We start from the raw sequence: 16769 nt of genomic DNA on the forward strand, positions 1-16769 counted from the left end.
TTTCGTTCCGCTCAACCGCTCCCTACCACGCGTAGCGCACGAGGCCCTTGCCGGCATAGGAACGCGTGACGTTGGAGAACTCGCCCTCGACGCTGGCCGCCGCCGACCAACCATTCAGCCATTTCTTCTCGGCGGCCGCCGTGACCAGTGCGGAATCGGACGCCATTGCCGCGCCGTTCACGACGAAGCTTGCGCCCGGCAGCGTCTGGAACGTCGCTCCGATCGCCCGATCCGGATTGAAGTCGTGCGCCCAGGCGACACGCCCGCGCAGCGTGACGATGCCGTCGGCTTGCGCGAACGCTTTGTCGGAGCGCAGGCCGAGTTCGCTGCGGCTGTCGGTGACACTCTTGGCAGCATAGGCAAGCGCAAACAGGTTGCTGCCGACGATCGCCTGCTCGGCATAGGCCGGCAGATCGAAGGTCGTGAATTGCGCTGCGCCGTACGGGGTGAGGCCGATGCCCTGTGCAACGAAGCGATAGCCACCTTCGAGCCGGCCGGACCAGGCGTTGGCGTTGAACTCGGCGCGCAGGCGGTCGATGCCGGCGGCGGTTACCGTGCGATCGGTGACGATGTCCTGCCAGCCATAGGCGAACGCGCCGGTGATGTAGGCCGGCCCGACGATGTGGCGGAAGAAGGCACCAGCCTGGAACAGATCGGACCGGCCGCCGCCAAGGGCGTTCGCGACGGTGAAGTTCGTGCCGCCGCCGGCGAGCGCAAAGCCCACCAGGGTGTCGCGCGAGATGCGATAGTCCGCGCCGACCGCGGTGCCGTAGAGGCTGCTCGTGGTGTTGTTCGAGCCGACCACGGTGTTGCCGTCGGTGCTCTGCGACCCGCCAAAGCCCGCCGCCCAAACGCTCCAGCGCTGCTCGAAGCCTGGCGCGATCGGTGCGGCCTTGGCGTAGATCGCAGCATAGGCGTCGCGTTCGCTCTTGCCGCGGCCTCCATTCCTGGCTGCATAGGCCGTGCCCTCCTCGGCATAGGCGGTCGGCGTGCCGCCGGCCCCGACGGGATCGCCGCGGCCGGCGACGAGCGGATCGGTCATCAGGCCCAGGAACTGCCCCATCGCGCTGAACGTCGTCTGCTGCGGAGCGCTGCCGACCTCACCGGAAAGCTGCGTCAGTCCGGCCGGCGTCAGGCCACCGAACGCCATCGGGATCGTGCCGTTGGCATTGAAAAAGTTGATGATGGCGTTGCCGACGGTCTGCTGGTTGCCGTTGAGGTTGCCGGACGGCGGCGCGAAGTTCAGCGCAAGATTCAGATAGGCATGGTTGGTGTCATAGCTCAGCGTCGTGTGGAAACCCGACGGCAGGCCGGTGTTGGCCACGACAGGATCGAACTGGCCGGTGATGCTGCTCGCATTCAGGATCGTGTACTGCTTGGCGACGTAAGAGCCGGCGGCAAAATGCGCACCGACGGTGGCGCCGCCAAGTGTTGCGATTCCGGTCACATTGGCAAAGCTGGAGGTTGCGGGATCGACGAAAACACTGAAAAGGGCTCCTGACTGCATCGCGAGGCTCGCCACGGTCATGGACGTTCCCGGCCCACCCGCGCCGCCCGGCGAGAAAATGCCACCCGCGTTGATCTGGAGGGCGCCCACCGTGCCGATGCCGGCCAGCGCGCCCGTTGCGTTCACCGTGGTGAGGCTCGATGACGCAATCGAGCCATCGACAACGAGCGTGCCGCGGTTGACCGTCGTCGTGCCCGTGTAGGCGCTGCCGTCGCCCGACAGCGTCATGATGCCGAAACCGGTCTTCACGAAGCTGCCGCTCCCGATCAAGGAGCCGGCGAAGGTCGAGGACGAATTGTCGCCGCCGACCGTCATGGTGTAGGCGCCGGTATTGAGCACGCTGCCTGCCACGCCTGCCACCGACCCGAAGGTGGCGCCGACGCCGGTGATCTCGACGAGTGCGCCGGAAGTGGCGAGCGTCACCCGCCCCGTCACGCTGCCGCCGCCCGAGTTCAACTGGCTGGGATTGGAGATGGTGACGTTTCCATTGATCGTTCCGTCCAGACCAATGAGTCTGGAGATACTGTTGACCGATGCATTGACCGTGCCGGTCGCCTCGATGATCAGGGCGCCGTCGTTCAGAATCGTGTTGGTCGCGTTGAGCGTCCCCGCAACGTCCACATTGCCGCCGGCGTTCGTGAAGGTGGTGGCGGTGACCGTGCGGCCGGCGTCAATCCAGATCGCGTGAACCATTGCGTTGGACTGGTTGATCAGCGTCGTGACGTTGAGGTTGCCGCCGGACACAAAGAGGTCGGATGCCGCTCCGGTGGTCAGGGTGCCGTTGACGGTGAGCGGGCCGGTCACCGTGAAGGAGCCGCTCTGATGATCGATGTCGGCGTTGATGGTGCCGGCGGCATTCACGGTGCCGGTATTCGTCAGTCCGCCGTTGAGGGTTCCGGTCGTCGTGAAGGTCGCTCCGGCGCCGTTCGTCGTTCCCGCGGTCGTGGTCACCGTACCGTTGTTGGTGAAGGTGCCGGCATTGTTGGCGATGCTGGTTGCGCTCAGCGCCGCGCCCGCCGATACCTGGACCGCGTTGAGGCTGGTCGAATTGTTCGTTAGCGCCGTCAAGCCCGTGAAGCTTCCACCGGAGACGGCGAGTTCGGATGTGCCGTTGTTCGTGAAGCCCGCATTGGCGGTTACGGCGCCGCCGGTGACATTGAAACTGCCGCTGCCGTTGCTGGCGATGGCGCCTCCGAACGATCCGCCGGAAGCGGTCACGTTGTTGGTGTTGGTGATGCCGCCATTGGTCGCACCGGCCGTCTGGCTGTAGAGCGAGGAGTTGGTCAGCCCCCCGTTGACAGTGCCCGAATTGTTGGTGGTGCCCCCGTTATTCAGCCCCCCGTTCAAAATTCCGACATTGGTGAAGGTGGCTCCGGAGGCATTGCTGGTCCCTCCCGTCGTTGAAACGGTGCCACTATTGACGAAAGTGCCAAAGTTGTTGGCGACGGTCGTCGCGCTCAGCGTACGCGTTGCGCTCACCGAAACTGCGGAAGCCGAGATGGAATTATTGGTGAATGACGTGACTCCGGTCAGGTTGCCGCCCGATATTGCAACCTGCGCACTGCCGCCGTTGGCGAAGAATCCATTCGCGGAAAGCGATCCCGTAACCGTAAACACGCTCGAGACCAGATTGGTGATGCCGCCATTGATCGTTCCCGCAGCGTTTACGGTACTGCTGACGCTGCTCAAACCGTTGGCGATGGAGCCGGTGGTCGTGAAGCTTCCACCCGTCAGCGCAACGCCGTTCTGAATTGTGCCGCTGTTGCTGGACGAGCCCGCCGATTGCGTCAGTGCTCCGGTGACCGTCGCTCCGAAACTGTTGGTGAACGTTCCGGTGTTGCTGACGCTACCAGTCAGGATGCCGGAGTTGGTGAAAGTGGCGCTGCTTGTGACGGAGCTGGCGAGACTCCCGCTGTTGATGAAAGTACCGCCCAGGACGCTCGTCGTTACGAAACTGTTTACTCCAGCAAGCTCCAGCGACCCACCCGTCACCGAAATGCCGGCACCGGTCATGTTGTTGCTGATCGTATTTGTTCCGCCTGCATTGATTAGATTTGGCCCGGCACCGTTGAAGGTCACGAACTGTCCGGAGACGTCATAGTTCTGCGATGTCGCGTCGAAGGTCCAGGAATCCGTGATGATCGGGCTCGCGGTCACACTGACGATCGTGCTTCCCATCGAACTGAAGATCGCGGACTTTCCCGCGCTGTTGGGCGGCGCACCCGTGGGCGGGCCCCAGTTGGTGTCGAGATCGTAGTTGCTCGTGGTCGTGGTCGAGAAGGAGCCGCCCCAGGTGTAGGTCTGCGCCTGGGTGGTCGACGTGGCGAGGCCCGTCAAGATGATGCCGGCCAAGCCGAGCTTGAACACGCGATCAACCGCTGCCGTGAAAGGGCTGCCGACCCCGGACCTGCTGGATGTGAGCGACCTCGATCCCCCAACTGAAAAGGCCCGACGCGTGGGCCACAAAATGCCTGCCCCAGTCATTCCAATTCCACCGCGCCCCTTGATGCGCTGTATTGCCATTGTTGCAAATGAGAAACACGTAGCTGCTTCGCGGGTTCTGGACCATGGGCGGACATCTCTTTAACGGAGGGGGCCGCCGATTTGTGTCTCGGTGTGATGGCATGGCAACAAACGGTTGCACATTCGATAGGCGCCCGCACCACGCAGGATTGTGGCGCGCGCCTGCCGCACGGCAGGATGGCCGAACCACGCCTTCACCTGCCCAGCGCAAGGTTGTCCGGCTATTCGCCGAGACGCACGCGTGATCAATCAGCCTGGAATTGTGGCCGACGGCTCGGGAAACATCGAATCGATCATCCCCTTGAGCTGGTCGATCGAAATCGGTTTGCGCAGGATCGGCCTGCGGCGAAGCAAGGACGGCAGCAATTCCGGGCCGTAGCCGGTGGCGAACAGGAACGGCTTGCCGCGGCGCTCGATCAGGTCGGCGACGGGATCGACGTAGAGACCCTTGAGATTGATGTCGAGGATGGCGAAATCGTATTGCGCGGTCATCGCAAACGCACTTGCGTCCCGGACATTGTCCGCTTCCGCGACGACGTGGTGGCCGAGCTCTACCACCATGTCGGCCATCATCATCCGGATCAACGCCTCGTCTTCGACCAGGAAAACGGAGAGTCCGTCCGCCATATCAACCCCGCAGTCAGCCTCGCGAAACTAATCATAACCGAATTGCGGAGAGGATTCACGAAATCGTGGCGGGCGCCGTTAATTCAGGCGCCCGCAATCCGATTCAACTTGATCAATCCAGTCCGCGTTCGTGGCTGAGGCGCACCATCTCCTGGATGAAGACCTGCCTCTGCTTGTCGTCGAGGCTCGAATAGAGCGGTTCGGCGGCGTCGGCGACATTGCGCTGGTCGGCGGCCCGGTCGATCAGGAATTGCGCCTCGTTGCGCATCTGCTCGATGATGTCGTCGGGTGGATCCCGCTTGGCGCGCGCAACCCGCAGGTTGAGCCGCTCTGCACCATTATGCCCCAAGTAGTGCATGGCGCTCGAGAAGCCGTACCAATGCTTCTCCTGGTCGGGCGTGAGATTCAACTCGGTCTTGATCCGATCGATGTAGGAGTCGCTGTTGGCCACGATCTGCTCGGCGGTCTGTTGCGGCGCGCCGGGCTGGGTGAGGACGGTAACGTCCTTGTTGTCCTTGTTGTCCTGCGGCGCGCTCGGCGCGTTCTTGGCTTCCTTGCTGGCCTTGGTGCCCTTGCCCGCCTTGGCGTTCTCCTTGGCGCTCTTGGCATCCTTGTCCTTGCCGGCGCCCTGCTGCTGCTTGGCGTCCTTGCCCGCATCCTTGCTGGCATCCTTGGCGGCTGGCGCCTGGTTGGGATTGTTGTTGTTGCCGACCCCGAGCACGCCGGTGAAGACGCCGACCACACCGCCGATCGCGCCGCCGAGCACACCACCGACCGGGCCGGCCGCCTTGTTCCCGGCAGCCGCCCCCTCCTGGACGCCTTTGACCAATCCTTGAGCGTTCGCAACCGCGGCAACACCGAGCAGCAACGCGAGCACAGACCCCAGCGCGAGCGATCGTCGCAAATAATGTCGCGCTGGCGGCGCCGGGTGGATCATTCTCGTCTCCATCGTCGAACTGATTGGCCTCTGTCGGGGTGGGACTTACCCCGCTGATTGCAACTCTATCGTTTTCGCCGCTTCGAGGTCCAGACGCAGCCGATTGCTGTCCACGCCCGAAAAGTGTTTCGCGCGAAGCGGTTATGGAGGCTTATTCGGAACTGCGGCGTAATTGCGCACGGATCGTTCCCGAGCGGCTCACGCGATGTGTGCGTCGCAAAAACGAGGGAGCGCGATTCACCTCCGGCGCGCGATGGCAGAGGCACCGCCGCGCATTCAGGCACAACGTTAGTTCTAGACGAGGCGCCTTCGGCTTTCTCGACAGACGCGATCAATCATGATCTGATCGCGCTACCAATTTGCCACGCGGCGCATGATCCAGATCGACGCTGACGGCACTCGCAAGAAACGACCAACAAGAAAAGCCAACAAGAAAATCAAAAGCAAAACTCGGAAGAGTTCAGAGGAAACACCAGAACAATAAAACACCCAAGCGAGGAAACGAGATGTCACGCAAGACACTGACGCGACGTCAATTTGTGGCTGCCACTGCAATGTCCTCCGCGGCGCTGATCACGGCGCCCTACGTCCGGGGCGCCTACGCCGCCGGCAAAATCTCGATCGGCTTCTGGGACCACTGGGTGCCCGGCGCCAACAACGCCTCCACGGCCCTCGTCAACGAGTGGGGGGCCAAGGAGAAGGTCGAAGTCTCGATCGACTACATCACCAGCAACAACAACAAGATCCAGCTCACGGTCGCTGCGGAAGCCCAGGCCAAATCCGGCCATGATATCCTGCAGATGCCGACCTGGTGGCCGCATGCCTATTCCGAAAATCTCGAGCCGCTCAATGACGTCATGGAGCCGCTCATCAAGCAGAATGGCGACGTCAACGGCACCGTCAAATATCTCGGTCAGTCGGGCGGCAAATGGCTCGCTGTACCCGCTACGCCGGGCAGCCAGATCAAGGGGCCCTGCACCCGTATCGACCTGATGAAGAAGCTCGCCGGCATCGACGTCCAGGAAATGTATCCGGTCGGGGGGCCGCCAAAAGCCGACAACTGGACCCTGGACACGTTCCTGAAGGCGGCCGAGGCCTGCCAGAAGGGCGGCTTCCCCTTCGGTATCGGCCTCGGCGAAACCACCGACAGCGTCGACACCGCGGGCGCAATCTTCCAGTCGTTCGGGGCGGAGCTCGTCAACGCCAAGGGCGAGGTCACGGTGAAGACCGACACGGTTCGCCAAGCGCTCGAATACTACAAGAAGCTGATTGCCTTTCTGCCCCCGGACGCGCCGTCCTGGGATGACGCCTCGAACAACAAATGGCTGATCTCGGGCCGTGGCGCGATGATCCTGAACCCGCCGAGCGCCTGGGCCGTCGCCAAGCGCGACGCACCTCAGGTCGCCGAGCAATGCTGGACCCACGGATTCCCCGCCGGGCCGAAGGGCCGCTTCGCGCCCTACCTTCCCTACTTCTGGGGTCTCTGGAGCTTCAGCAAGAACAAGGAAGCCGCCAAGAGCCTCCTCACCCACCTGTCACAGCCGTCGTCGATCGAAAAGTTTGTCGCGGCAAGCGGCGGTTACGATCTGCCCGCCTATGCCAACATGACGACGCTGAAGACCTGGCAGGAAGAAGGGCCGCCGAAAGGCACGCTCTATCACTATCCGAACCCGTATAACCATCAGACGCTGTCGATCGCAGCGTCTCCGGCGCCGCCCAAGATCGCACAGCAGATCTACTTCCAGGCGACGCTGACCAAGATGGCATTGCGCTATGCGCAAGGCGAAAAGATGGAGGCCACGCTCGCCTGGGCCGAAGGCGAGTGCGAAGGCTTCATGCGGAGTTGATGCCGGGTGTGTGCCAGGCGGTTCACGCTCGACGCGTGAGCCGCCTCGCATCGCGTGCTGCCGCCTATCGCAGGAAGCCGACCGATCGGCCGGCTTCGCCAGTGGACAATTCTCCGAGAAAGCTACGCCATGGCCGATGTCGTCGTTGAGCAAGGTCCCACAGTCCGTGCGGCGCGCGCGCGCAAGCCGACAGGCCTCCGCAACGTCCTGGGACGAAAATCGACGGTTGCGTTCTTCCTGACGCTGCCGCTGATCCTTCTGATCGCGCTGCTCGTGCTTTATCCCGCCGTCTATTCCGTTCATCTGGCAACGCTGAACAAGTCGATGCAGAAGTTCGTCGGCTTCGGCAACTTCCTGTTTCTGTTCAAGCGCGACACGTTCTGGATGGTGGTGAAGCAGTCCTGCATCTTTGCCGTCACCGCCGTGTTCTTCAAGGCGCTGATCGGCTTCATCGTCGCCCATTTCGTGCACAACATTCCGGCCAAGGGCCAGCGCAAATGGCGCGGCATGCTGCTGGTACCCTGGGTGATCCCGCCGGCGATGAGCACGCTGGCCTGGCTGTGGCTGTTCGACCCCTCCTACAGTGCGTTCAACTACACGCTCTCCTTCTTCGGCATCGGCCCCATCAACTGGCTCGGCGACAATGTGTGGGCCCGCTTCTCGGTCATTCTGGTCAATATCTGGTACGGCGCGCCGTTCTTCATGATCATGTATCTGGCCGCGCTGAAATCCGTGCCGGATCAGCTCTACGAGGCCGCGGCGATCGACGGCGCCAATTGGTGGCAGAAGATCTGGTACGTGACGCTGCCCATGATGCGAAACATCATCGCGATCACGGCGCTGTTCTCGCTGATCGTGACGTTCGCCAATTTCGACATCGTGCGCATCCTGACCTCGGGCGGCCCGCTCGACCAGACGCATATCTTCGCGACATGGGCCTTCAAGGTCGGCATCGAGGGCAGCGACATTCCGCTCGGCGCCAGCGTCTCGCTGTTCATGGTGCCGATCCTCGCCGTCGCGGCGATCTTCATCCTTCGCGATATCTCCAAACGCGGGAACGAAGCCTGATGAGCACGCTTGCAATCGACAAGGCCGGCCCCTCCCGCAAGGTCAAATATGGCAGCATGAGCCGGGACCGCGCCTGGGCGTTGCGCTGGTCCTATTTCTTCCTGGTGCTGTTCGCGATCTTCTTCCTGACGCCGCCGATCTACATGCTGATCACCTCGCTCAAGAGCAGCGCGGAGATATCGGCCGCAACCAATCCCTGGTGGGTGTTTCATCCCACCTTGTCGAACTATGTCGAGCTCCTGACCTCCAACCAGTTCCTGCGCTTCTTCTGGAATTCGTCGATCGTATCGCTGGCGGTCGTCCTCGTGACCATGCTGATCAGCGTTCCCGCGGCATTTGCACTGGCGCGCATGAAGTTCTGGGGCTCGACGACGCTGGCGACGGGCGTCTTCCTCACCTACCTCATTCCGGACAGCCTGTTGTTCATTCCGCTGTTCAAGATGCTGGCGCTGGTCCAGGACCTGACCGGCATCACGCTGCTGAACCGATGGTACGTGCTGCTGTTCATCTATCCGACGCTGACGGTGCCGTTCTGCACCTGGATCATGATCGGCTATTTCGCCTCGATCCCGAAGGAGCTCGATGAAGCCGCCCTGATCGACGGCGCCTCCTGGCTGCAGACCCTGACGCGGATCTTCATCCCGGTCGCACTGCCCGGGCTGATCGCCGCGACCATCTTCGCGTTCACGGTGTCCTGGGCGCAGTTCCTCTATCCCCTGGTGTTCACGACGTCCGTTGATCAGCTCGTGCTGCCGGTCGGCATCACCACCACCCTGATCAAGGGCGACGTGTTCAACTGGGGACAGATCATGACCGGCGCGCTGCTCGGTGCCGCGCCGCCGCTGATCATCTACGCATTCCTGATGGACTACTACATTGCCGGCCTGACCGCCGGTGCGACAAAGGGTTGATGACTCATGGCTGACGTTGCTTTGCGGAAGGTAGTCAAGCGTTACGATGATGTCGAAGCCGTGCGCGGCATCGACCTCGACATCGCCGATCATGAGTTCATCGTGCTGGTCGGCCCCTCCGGCTGCGGCAAGTCGACCACGCTGCGCATGATCGCCGGGCTCGAGGATATCAGCGACGGCGACATCATGATCGGCGGCGACATCGTCAACGACGTGCCGCCGAAGGACCGCGACATCGCCATGGTGTTCCAGAACTACGCGCTCTACCCGCACATGACGGTCGCCGAGAACATGTCGTTCGGGCTGCGCCTGAAGCACTATCCGAAGGCGGAGATCAAGGCGCGGGTGACGGAAGCCGCGCGGCTCCTCGACATCACCGACCTGATCGACCGCAAGCCGAAGCAGCTCTCCGGCGGCCAGCGCCAGCGCGTCGCGATGGGCCGCGCCATCGTGCGCAATCCCAAGGTCTTCCTGTTCGACGAACCGCTGTCCAATCTCGACGCCAAGCTGCGCGTGCAGATGCGGATCGAGATCAAGAAGGTCCACCAGAAGGTGCGCACCACCACCGTCTACGTCACCCACGACCAGGTCGAGGCGATGACGCTGGCCGATCGCGTCGTGGTGATGAACAAGGGCCGCATCGAGCAGATCGGCACGCCGAACGAGCTCTACCACAAGCCGGCGACGCGCTTCGTGGCGGGCTTCATCGGCTCGCCCGCGATGAACTTCATCCCCTGCCGGCTCGAGGATGTCGGGGGTGCGCTTCAGCTTCGTCTCACCGACCGCATCGCGTTTGCGCTGCCGCCGGCCCGCGCTGCGCGCTACAACGCGCTGCCGCGCACCGACAAGCTGCTGCTCGGCATCCGGCCCGAGCACCTCACCGAGTCGCATGCGCATCTTGCGCCGGGGGTCGAGACCTTCGACACCGTGCTCGACGTCACCGAGCCGATGGGGATGGAGACCCTGGTCTATTTCGGGCTCGACGGCACGCCGGTCTGCGGCCGTGTCGATCCCAATGCCGGCGCCAAGGACGGGGCTCCCATGCGTTTGGCGATGGACCTCAACAATATGCACCTGCTAAACGAAGAAACCGGCGTCGTGCTGTGACGCCGGCTTAAGAAACGGGAGCAGGCAGGGGAGCGATGGCGACCAACAAGAAGAAGATTTTCGTTACACAAACTTTGTCGCAAGGGGCACGCGCCCTCCTCACCCAGCGGGACGATATCGAGCTCATCGAGTTTTCCAACCTGATCTCGGCCAAGGACTTCGAGGCCTTGCTGAAGAGCCATGCGCCGGTCCATGGCGTGGCGCTAGGTGCCACCGCCTTCGGCGAGACCGAGCTCGAGGCATCAAAGGACATGAAGGTGGTGACCCGCATCGGCGTCGGCTACGACGCCGTCGACGTGCCCGCCCTCTCCCGCCGCAAGGTGCCGCTGATGGTGGCGGGCAGCGCCAACTCGCCCTCGGTCGCGGAAGCGGCGCTGTTCATGATGCTGACGCTGGCGAAGCGCGCGCAGGAGCTGCATTCCTGCGTCAAGGACGGCACATGGGCCGACCGGCTCGGCATGCTGCCGTTCGACCTCTACGGCAAGACCGTGCTCGTCATCGGCTTCGGCCGCATCGGCAGTCGCACCGCCAAGCGCTGCCTGGCGTTGGAAATGAAGGTGCAGGTCTACGATCCCTACAAGCCCGCTGCCGACATCAGGGCGGCCGGATGCGAGCCGGTCACCGACCTCGACGCCGCGCTGCCTCACGCCGACTTCGTCACCATCCACTGCCCGAAGACGCCGGAGACGGTCGGCCTGTTCGATGCGGCGCGGATCGGCCGCATGAAGCCGAAATCCTACCTCATCAACACCGCGCGCGGCGGGATCGTGAAGGAGGCGGCGCTCTATGACGCGCTGGTGTCCGGAAAGCTCGCCGGGGCCGGCATCGATGTGTTCGAGGTGGAGCCGCCGCCGATCAGCAACGCGCTGTTCGCGCTGCCCAACGTCATCATGGCCCCGCACGTCGCCGGCGTCACGGTCGAGGCGGTCCAGCGCATGAGCGAGCAGACCGCGCGCAACATTTTGAGCGTGCTGGACGGCGACCCCATCCGGCAGAATGTCATCAATCAGGACGTGCTCAGCTGAGCAAACGAAGGCGGACGGTGCATCCGCCCGCCTTCGGGACGCCAGGAAGCGTCCCATTTTGGTGCAGATCGGGCCCCAACTCAGCCTTAATCAAACGCGCCTAATGTTCCCGGCCGCGGCGGCAGTGGGACAGACTTGCCGGCCGCGTCGAGCTGGAGGATGGAGCCTTGTCAGAGATCGACCCGACCGACCATGCGCTGGCGACCATCGCCAGCATCCTGGAGCACCCCGAGCCCGTGCTCGTCGTCCGCGACGCCGAGACGGCGGCCGCTGAAGAGAATGCTGACGTCAACGAGCCTTCAGCCGACGCTGACGAGCATCCGGTGCTCGCTGAGCACGAGCATCCCGTCGTCGAGGAACAGCCGCTGGTGCCGGAGCACACTGATGCCGACGGCTACAGCAAGGTCGGTCCGGGGCCAATGGTGGCGATCCGTCTCAAATGGACGGTGCATCGCGGCGATGATGGCCAGTACTACGTCCACGAGACCATCGGCGAGCAGTCCGCGCCCGTGGTCAGCGGCCCCATGACGAGCGAGGCCGCCGTGCGTTTCGTCGACGAACAGCAGGACGAGGCGAACAGGCGTTTCGAGCTGCTCCGCAGCGAGATCGCCGGCCGCAGCTCGCTCGCCGACTACGAGCGCAAGGGCGAAGCGTAGGCCCTATCCGCCTAACAGGGTGTCTCCCTACACCTCTCCCGCAGGGAGAGGTCGGAGCGCATCAAAAGATGCGATCCGGGTGAGGGGTTCAGGTCTCACTGCGCGTTGCGGCCCCTCACCCGGATTGCTTCGCAATCCGACCTCTCCCCGTCGGGGAGAGGTGGACATAGCCTGGCGCTACTTCCTTCCGAGATAATCCTTCTTCACGAGCTCGACGCCGGCGTGCCGCAACAGGTCGTAGGCGGTCGTGACGTGAAAGAAGAACTGCGGAACGCTGAACGTCAGCAGCAGCGTCCGCCCCGTGAACGGCAGCTCGGTGCCGTTCTTCAGCCTGAAGAAGACGTTCTGCTCCGCCGCGGCATCGATCGCGGCACGCGGCAGGCTCTCGATGAACTCGATCGAGGTCGCGATGCGGGCCTGGAGCCCGGCCATGTCGTGCTCCAGCACCGGCAGTGCCACCGGCTCGCTCTGCGCCAGCAGTGCAGGCGCAACCGTGGCGTGGCGGCAGGCCTCGCCGACCTGCTGCGCCAGATCGTACATGTTCGGCGCAAGGCGCATGCCGAGCAGCACCGCCGGATTGAACTTGCGGGCCTCGGCATAGGCCACGCCCTTGTCGAGCAGGACGGACAGATTGCGCAGATAAGGCACGAAGAGGCCAACCGAGGCGTCATACATCGAAATCGTCACCGCAGCATTCCTTTCAATTCTACCTCGCCAGCGACGGGCATCTGGTCTAAATCCAAGTTAGAGGAGCTGCACAATGACAGCTCGGGCTTGGGTGGGAAAGAGATGACCGTTCGAATATCCGTTCGAGTTTTGGCGGCTTTGGCCGTGGCGCTGCTGATGAACCTTTCGGCCCACGCGCAGCAGGCGGCGCCCTCGCGCCTCGACGAGATCATGAAGCGCGGCACATTGCGCGTCGGCATGACCGGCGACTACAAACCCTTCACTTATCTCGACAAGACCACGCAGCAGTTCTCTGGCTTCGACGTCGACATGGCGGAGGCGCTCGGCAAGGCGCTCGGCGTCAAGGTCGAATTCGTGCCGACGGCCTGGCCGAAGCTGATGAAGGATTTCGAGGCCGACCAGTTTGACATCGCCATGGGTGGCGTGTCGGTGACGCTCGACCGGCAGAGGAAGGGGTTATTCTCGACCCCGATCATGCGCGAGGGCAAGACGCCGATCGCGCGCTGCGCCGACGTCGGCAAGTACCAGACGCTCCCCGACATCGATAAGAAGGGCACCCGCGTCATCGTCAATCCCGGCGGCACCAACGAACGCTTCGCGCGCGCCAACATCAAGGACGCCGAGATCACCGTCTTCCCCGACAACACCGTGATCTTCGACGAGATCGCCAAGGGCAACGCTGATCTGATGATGACCGACGCCTCCGAAACGCGCTACCAGCAGAAGCAGCATCAAGGCGTGCTCTGCGCGGTGCATCCGGAAAAGCCGTTCGACTTCTCCGAGAAGGCCTACTGGCTCCAGCGCGACATGGCGCTCAAGGCGTTCGTCGACCAGTGGCTGCACATTTCCATGGAAGACGGCAGCTACAAGAAGATTTACGCCGCCTGGTTCGATTAGAGCGTTTTCGCGCGTTTGGATCTCCGATCCCGTTCCGATTCCATCGGAACGGCGCTCCAGGCCTCGTCCTCCTGTCGCCTGCCTCTGCCAAACTTTGGACCGGCCCCAGGCCTATTGAACCGGGAACAGCGGGACGACGACTCATACCGAGACAGTGATCTAGATCACGTTTTGGAATGGAGCCGGCGCGTAAGCGTCGGTGCGGGGACCACCTGTTCAGGAGATGGAAATGAGGAAGCTGTTGGCCACGGCCGCATTCCTTTTGTTGGCGAGCACCGCTGCGCAGGCGCAGTACACCTTCGAGTATGGCGGGCGGACCATCCGCATCGATCCGGACCGCGGTACGGTGCAAATTCCTGGCGTGTACGACAACACCGGCCAGGGCAAGGCCAAGAAGGCCAAGAAGAACGAGACGAGCCCAGGCCAGCAGGCGCCGCAGGAGGCCAAGACCGATCCGCAGGCGCCGGCCGCGCCGGCGCCGCCACCTGCCGCTGCAGCAGCACCTCCCGCCGCCACCCCGGCTCCCGCGCCCGTCGTGGCCGCACCGCCTGCAGCACAGCCGGCGACCGCCGCGGCTGCGCCGGCCGCTACGGCTGTCGCGCCTCCTCCCGCACCGCCACCAGCCCCCGGTCCCGTTGAGCAACAGGCAGCTCCCGCGGCACCGCCCCCGCCGCCGGCCGCTGCGGCTGTTGCGCCGCCGGCGCCGCCGCCAGCCCCGGCCGTGGCCGCGGCACCTCCGGCGCCGCCTCCGCCCCCTGCACCCGCGCCGGTCCAGTCCGCCGCAGTCGCCCCGCCCGCTCCGGCAGCCGCGCCCACGCGTGATCTCAATTCACCGTTGGGTGTCTGGCTCACCGAGGAGAAGGAAGGCAAGGTCCGCATCGAGCAGTGCGGCAGCAATCTCTGCGGCTACTCGGTCGACAGCAAGTCGAACCAGAACGGCGAGCAGGTTCTGATCAACATGAAGCCGGGCAAGGACCAGAAATGGTCCGGCCGCATCCTCGATCCCAACAGCGGATCGACCTACGACTCCACGATCGCCATGAAGGGCACGGACCGGCTGCACGTGCGGGGCTGCGCCTTCGGCGGCATGTTCTGCGGCGGCCAGACCTGGACGCGGGTGAACTGAGACCGGCTTCGACGCTCTGACCAAACAAGGGGCCCGCGATCCGGGCCCCTTTGCTTTGTCTGCGGTGTCATGCCGACGTGCGCCACCTCACAGAGCCTGCTGCAGGCGTGAGCCCCCTCACATCGCCGGTTCCGCGCGCCATGCCACGTTCCCCTGCATGGTCAACCAAAGGGGCGTGCCATGAACGGCATTCGCAAAGGACTTTTCGCTACCCTTGTCGCCATCGCCTTCCCGCTGACGCAGGCTGGTGCTGCGACAAGCACTTTCGACGGGACATGGAATGTCCGCATCTCGTCATCGAGCGAGACCTGCGGCAACGGCGCAACCGTCGCGATCGGCATCAACAACGGTCAGATTGCATCAAGCAGCGCCGCAGTGAGCGCCTCCGGTCGCGTGGCGAATGCCGGCAACATCAACGTCACCTTGAGCAGCGGCATCAAGCGCGCGGTCGGCTTCGGTCGGCTGAGTGGGGCGTCCGGCTCCGGCACATGGCGTGGCGCCATGTGCACGGGAACGTGGACGGCGGAAAGGATGTAAGTCGCCGTGTCCCGGACAAGCAGCGGCGCGAAGCGTTGCTGCGCAGAGCCGGGACCCAGCAATCTTCGTGATGCAAAATCTCTGGGCCCCGGATCGGCGCGCATCGCTAAAAGCGATGCGTCTTGTCCGGGGCACGAGACTAGCCCAACGCTGCGCCGTACTCCGCGTCCGTCACCGGCTCCAGCCAGGTCGAGTAGACGCCGTCGAGCGCTTCCTGCATGGCGATGTGGCACATGCCGTTGGTCGGTGACGCCCCGTGCCAGTGCAATTCCCCGGGCGGAATCCAGACGGTGTCGCCGGGGCGGATCTCGCGGATCGGCCCGCCCTTGGACTGGACGCGGCCGACGCCGGAGATGACGTAGAGCGTCTGCCCGAGCGGATGGTGGTGCCAATTGGTGCGCGCGCCGGGCTCGAACGCGACGCGCGAGCAGTTCAGCCGCGCGGGCGCGGGCGCCATGATGACGGGGTCCTGCCACACGGTGCCGGTGAAGTTTTCCTTGGGCGCGCGGCGGGTCGGCCGCGTGCCTGCGACGGTGATCTCCATGGGGGTCCTCGCTTCCGTTACTTCTTGCTGGCGGCGTAGCGCGCCTTGGTCTCGGCGTTCATGGGATAGAGGCCCGGCAGCACCGCGCCGTTGTTCACCTCGTTGACGATCCAGGCTTCCATGCGCTCCTGCTCGACGCCCTCATTGAGGACGTGGTCGAGCATCGCCTGCGGGATCAGCACGCAGCCGTCCTGGTCAGCGACCACGATGTCGTTCGGGAAAACGGCAACGCCGCCGCAGCCGATCGGCTCGCCCCAACCGACGAAGGTGAGGCCCGCGACCGACGGCGGCGCGGCGTAGCCGTCGCACCACACCGGCAGGTTGGTCCCGAGCACGCCCTCGACGTCACGCACCACGCCGTCGGTGACGAGCGCGGTGACGCCGCGCTTGACCATGCGCGCGCAGAGGATGTCGCCGAAGATGCCGGCATCAGTGATGCCCATGGCATCGACCACCGCGATGCAGCCGTCCGGCATCGCCTCGATCGCGGTGCGGGTCGAGATCGGCGAGGACCAGGATTCCGGCGTCGCCAGATCCTCGCGGGCCGGCACGAAGCGCAGCGTGAAGGCAGGTCCCACCAGGCGCGGCAGGCCCGGGCGCAGCGGCCGCGCGCCGCGCATCCACACGTTGCGCAGGCCCTTCTTCAGCAGGACCGTGGTGATGGTGGCAGTGGTGATGCCGGCGAGGGTCTTGCGGGCTTCGGGGGACAGCGACATGGACGAGAACGAGCTCCGGATGGGCGGGAAAGAACGCGCGCATCTTGCGAGCCG

The 16769-nt window shown here is 64.1% G+C and carries 15 protein-coding genes; 9 read left to right on the forward strand and 6 right to left on the reverse strand.

The genetic code is table 11. From position 1 onward, the window contains the following. Positions 1 to 22: 22 nt before the first annotated feature. The 3 genes from ACVJ19_RS30385 to ACVJ19_RS30395 form a co-directional block, all read right to left on the reverse strand. On the reverse strand, positions 23 to 3874 hold the full coding sequence (locus ACVJ19_RS30385; protein WP_453952840.1) for an autotransporter outer membrane beta-barrel domain-containing protein: 3852 nt from the start codon (positions 3872 to 3874) through the stop codon (positions 23 to 25). A gap of 405 nt (positions 3875 to 4279) precedes the next feature. Further along, the gene (locus ACVJ19_RS30390) at positions 4280 to 4657 is read right to left on the reverse strand and encodes a response regulator (RefSeq protein WP_453952841.1); all 378 of its coding nucleotides are present in this window, start codon (positions 4655 to 4657) and stop codon (positions 4280 to 4282) included. Positions 4658 to 4769: 112 nt separating this feature from the next. Continuing rightward, positions 4770 to 5594, reverse strand: a complete 825-nt coding sequence (locus tag ACVJ19_RS30395) for a Spy/CpxP family protein refolding chaperone (RefSeq protein ID WP_453952842.1) — start codon at positions 5592 to 5594, stop codon at positions 4770 to 4772. Between the two features lie 506 nt (positions 5595 to 6100). Here ACVJ19_RS30395 and ACVJ19_RS30400 point away from each other — a divergent pair. From ACVJ19_RS30400 to ACVJ19_RS30425, 6 genes are all read left to right on the forward strand, one after another. Next, positions 6101 to 7441, forward strand: coding sequence for an ABC transporter substrate-binding protein (locus tag ACVJ19_RS30400; RefSeq protein WP_453952843.1), 1341 nt, complete (start codon positions 6101 to 6103; stop codon positions 7439 to 7441). A gap of 129 nt (positions 7442 to 7570) precedes the next feature. Next, the gene (locus tag ACVJ19_RS30405) at positions 7571 to 8509 is read left to right on the forward strand and encodes a carbohydrate ABC transporter permease (protein ID WP_453952844.1); all 939 of its coding nucleotides are present in this window, start codon (positions 7571 to 7573) and stop codon (positions 8507 to 8509) included. Further along, positions 8509 to 9420: a carbohydrate ABC transporter permease gene (locus ACVJ19_RS30410; RefSeq protein ID WP_453952845.1), complete on the forward strand. Its 912-nt coding sequence runs from the start codon at positions 8509 to 8511 to the stop codon at positions 9418 to 9420. Before ACVJ19_RS30405 ends, ACVJ19_RS30410 begins: the two co-directional genes overlap by 1 nt. Before the next feature lie 6 nt (positions 9421 to 9426). Beyond that, complete coding sequence (locus ACVJ19_RS30415; RefSeq protein WP_453952846.1) at positions 9427 to 10527, forward strand: ABC transporter ATP-binding protein; 1101 nt, start codon at positions 9427 to 9429, stop codon at positions 10525 to 10527. A gap of 35 nt (positions 10528 to 10562) precedes the next feature. Then, positions 10563 to 11552 (forward strand): hydroxyacid dehydrogenase, encoded by a 990-nt coding sequence (locus ACVJ19_RS30420; protein WP_453952847.1) that lies wholly within the window; start codon positions 10563 to 10565, stop codon positions 11550 to 11552. Between the two features lie 167 nt (positions 11553 to 11719). Continuing rightward, a complete protein-coding gene (locus ACVJ19_RS30425; protein WP_453952848.1) occupies positions 11720 to 12208 on the forward strand; it encodes a hypothetical protein in 489 nt (162 codons plus the stop codon). A 177-nt stretch (positions 12209 to 12385) separates the two neighbouring features. Here the strand turns inward: ACVJ19_RS30425 and ACVJ19_RS30430 are convergent, their stop codons facing one another. Further along, entirely contained in the window at positions 12386 to 12883 is a 498-nt protein-coding gene (locus tag ACVJ19_RS30430) for a DUF1993 domain-containing protein (protein ID WP_453955247.1), read from the reverse strand. 114 nt (positions 12884 to 12997) lie between these two features. On the opposite strand from ACVJ19_RS30430, the gene ACVJ19_RS30435 reads away from it, so the two are divergent. The 3 genes from ACVJ19_RS30435 (at position 12998) to ACVJ19_RS30445 (ending at position 15455) form a co-directional block, all read left to right on the forward strand. Beyond that, positions 12998 to 13792, forward strand: a complete 795-nt coding sequence (locus tag ACVJ19_RS30435; RefSeq protein WP_453952849.1) for a transporter substrate-binding domain-containing protein — start codon at positions 12998 to 13000, stop codon at positions 13790 to 13792. A gap of 229 nt (positions 13793 to 14021) precedes the next feature. Beyond that, on the forward strand, positions 14022 to 14918 hold the full coding sequence (locus ACVJ19_RS30440) for a DUF2147 domain-containing protein (protein ID WP_453952850.1): 897 nt from the start codon (positions 14022 to 14024) through the stop codon (positions 14916 to 14918). A 180-nt stretch (positions 14919 to 15098) separates the two neighbouring features. Continuing rightward, positions 15099 to 15455 carry a hypothetical protein gene (locus tag ACVJ19_RS30445; RefSeq protein WP_453952851.1) on the forward strand — a complete coding sequence of 119 codons (357 nt, stop codon included), beginning with the start codon at positions 15099 to 15101 and terminating at the stop codon, positions 15453 to 15455. A 139-nt stretch (positions 15456 to 15594) separates the two neighbouring features. Here the strand turns inward: ACVJ19_RS30445 and ACVJ19_RS30450 are convergent, their stop codons facing one another. Beyond that, a complete protein-coding gene (locus ACVJ19_RS30450) occupies positions 15595 to 15999 on the reverse strand; it encodes a (R)-mandelonitrile lyase (RefSeq protein ID WP_260424074.1) in 405 nt (134 codons plus the stop codon). Positions 16000 to 16016: 17 nt separating this feature from the next. After that, a complete protein-coding gene (locus ACVJ19_RS30455) occupies positions 16017 to 16715 on the reverse strand; it encodes a ribonuclease activity regulator RraA (RefSeq protein WP_008564879.1) in 699 nt (232 codons plus the stop codon). Between the last annotated feature and the right edge of the window lie 54 nt (positions 16716 to 16769).

It is taken from the genome of Bradyrhizobium sp. USDA 376, assembly GCF_054063675.1.

What these genes read in the sequence shown, in the direction of transcription:
- ACVJ19_RS30400 (WP_453952843.1), top strand. Translation starts at nt 6,101, where the DNA reads ATGTCACGCAAGACACTGACGCGACGTCAATTTGTGGCTGCCACTGCA.
- ACVJ19_RS30445 (WP_453952851.1), top strand. Translation starts at nt 15,099, where the DNA reads ATGAACGGCATTCGCAAAGGACTTTTCGCTACCCTTGTCGCCATCGCC.
- ACVJ19_RS30420 (WP_453952847.1), top strand. Translation starts at nt 10,563, where the DNA reads ATGGCGACCAACAAGAAGAAGATTTTCGTTACACAAACTTTGTCGCAA.
- ACVJ19_RS30435 (WP_453952849.1), top strand. Translation starts at nt 12,998, where the DNA reads ATGACCGTTCGAATATCCGTTCGAGTTTTGGCGGCTTTGGCCGTGGCG.
- ACVJ19_RS30450 (WP_260424074.1), bottom strand. Translation starts at nt 15,999, where the DNA reads ATGGAGATCACCGTCGCAGGCACGCGGCCGACCCGCCGCGCGCCCAAG.
- ACVJ19_RS30430 (WP_453955247.1), bottom strand. Translation starts at nt 12,883, where the DNA reads ATGTATGACGCCTCGGTTGGCCTCTTCGTGCCTTATCTGCGCAATCTG.
- ACVJ19_RS30405 (WP_453952844.1), top strand. Translation starts at nt 7,571, where the DNA reads ATGGCCGATGTCGTCGTTGAGCAAGGTCCCACAGTCCGTGCGGCGCGC.
- ACVJ19_RS30390 (WP_453952841.1), bottom strand. Translation starts at nt 4,657, where the DNA reads ATGGCGGACGGACTCTCCGTTTTCCTGGTCGAAGACGAGGCGTTGATC.
- ACVJ19_RS30410 (WP_453952845.1), top strand. Translation starts at nt 8,509, where the DNA reads ATGAGCACGCTTGCAATCGACAAGGCCGGCCCCTCCCGCAAGGTCAAA.
- ACVJ19_RS30455 (WP_008564879.1), bottom strand. Translation starts at nt 16,715, where the DNA reads ATGTCGCTGTCCCCCGAAGCCCGCAAGACCCTCGCCGGCATCACCACT.
- ACVJ19_RS30415 (WP_453952846.1), top strand. Translation starts at nt 9,427, where the DNA reads ATGGCTGACGTTGCTTTGCGGAAGGTAGTCAAGCGTTACGATGATGTC.
- ACVJ19_RS30395 (WP_453952842.1), bottom strand. Translation starts at nt 5,594, where the DNA reads ATGATCCACCCGGCGCCGCCAGCGCGACATTATTTGCGACGATCGCTC.
- ACVJ19_RS30440 (WP_453952850.1), top strand. Translation starts at nt 14,022, where the DNA reads ATGAGGAAGCTGTTGGCCACGGCCGCATTCCTTTTGTTGGCGAGCACC.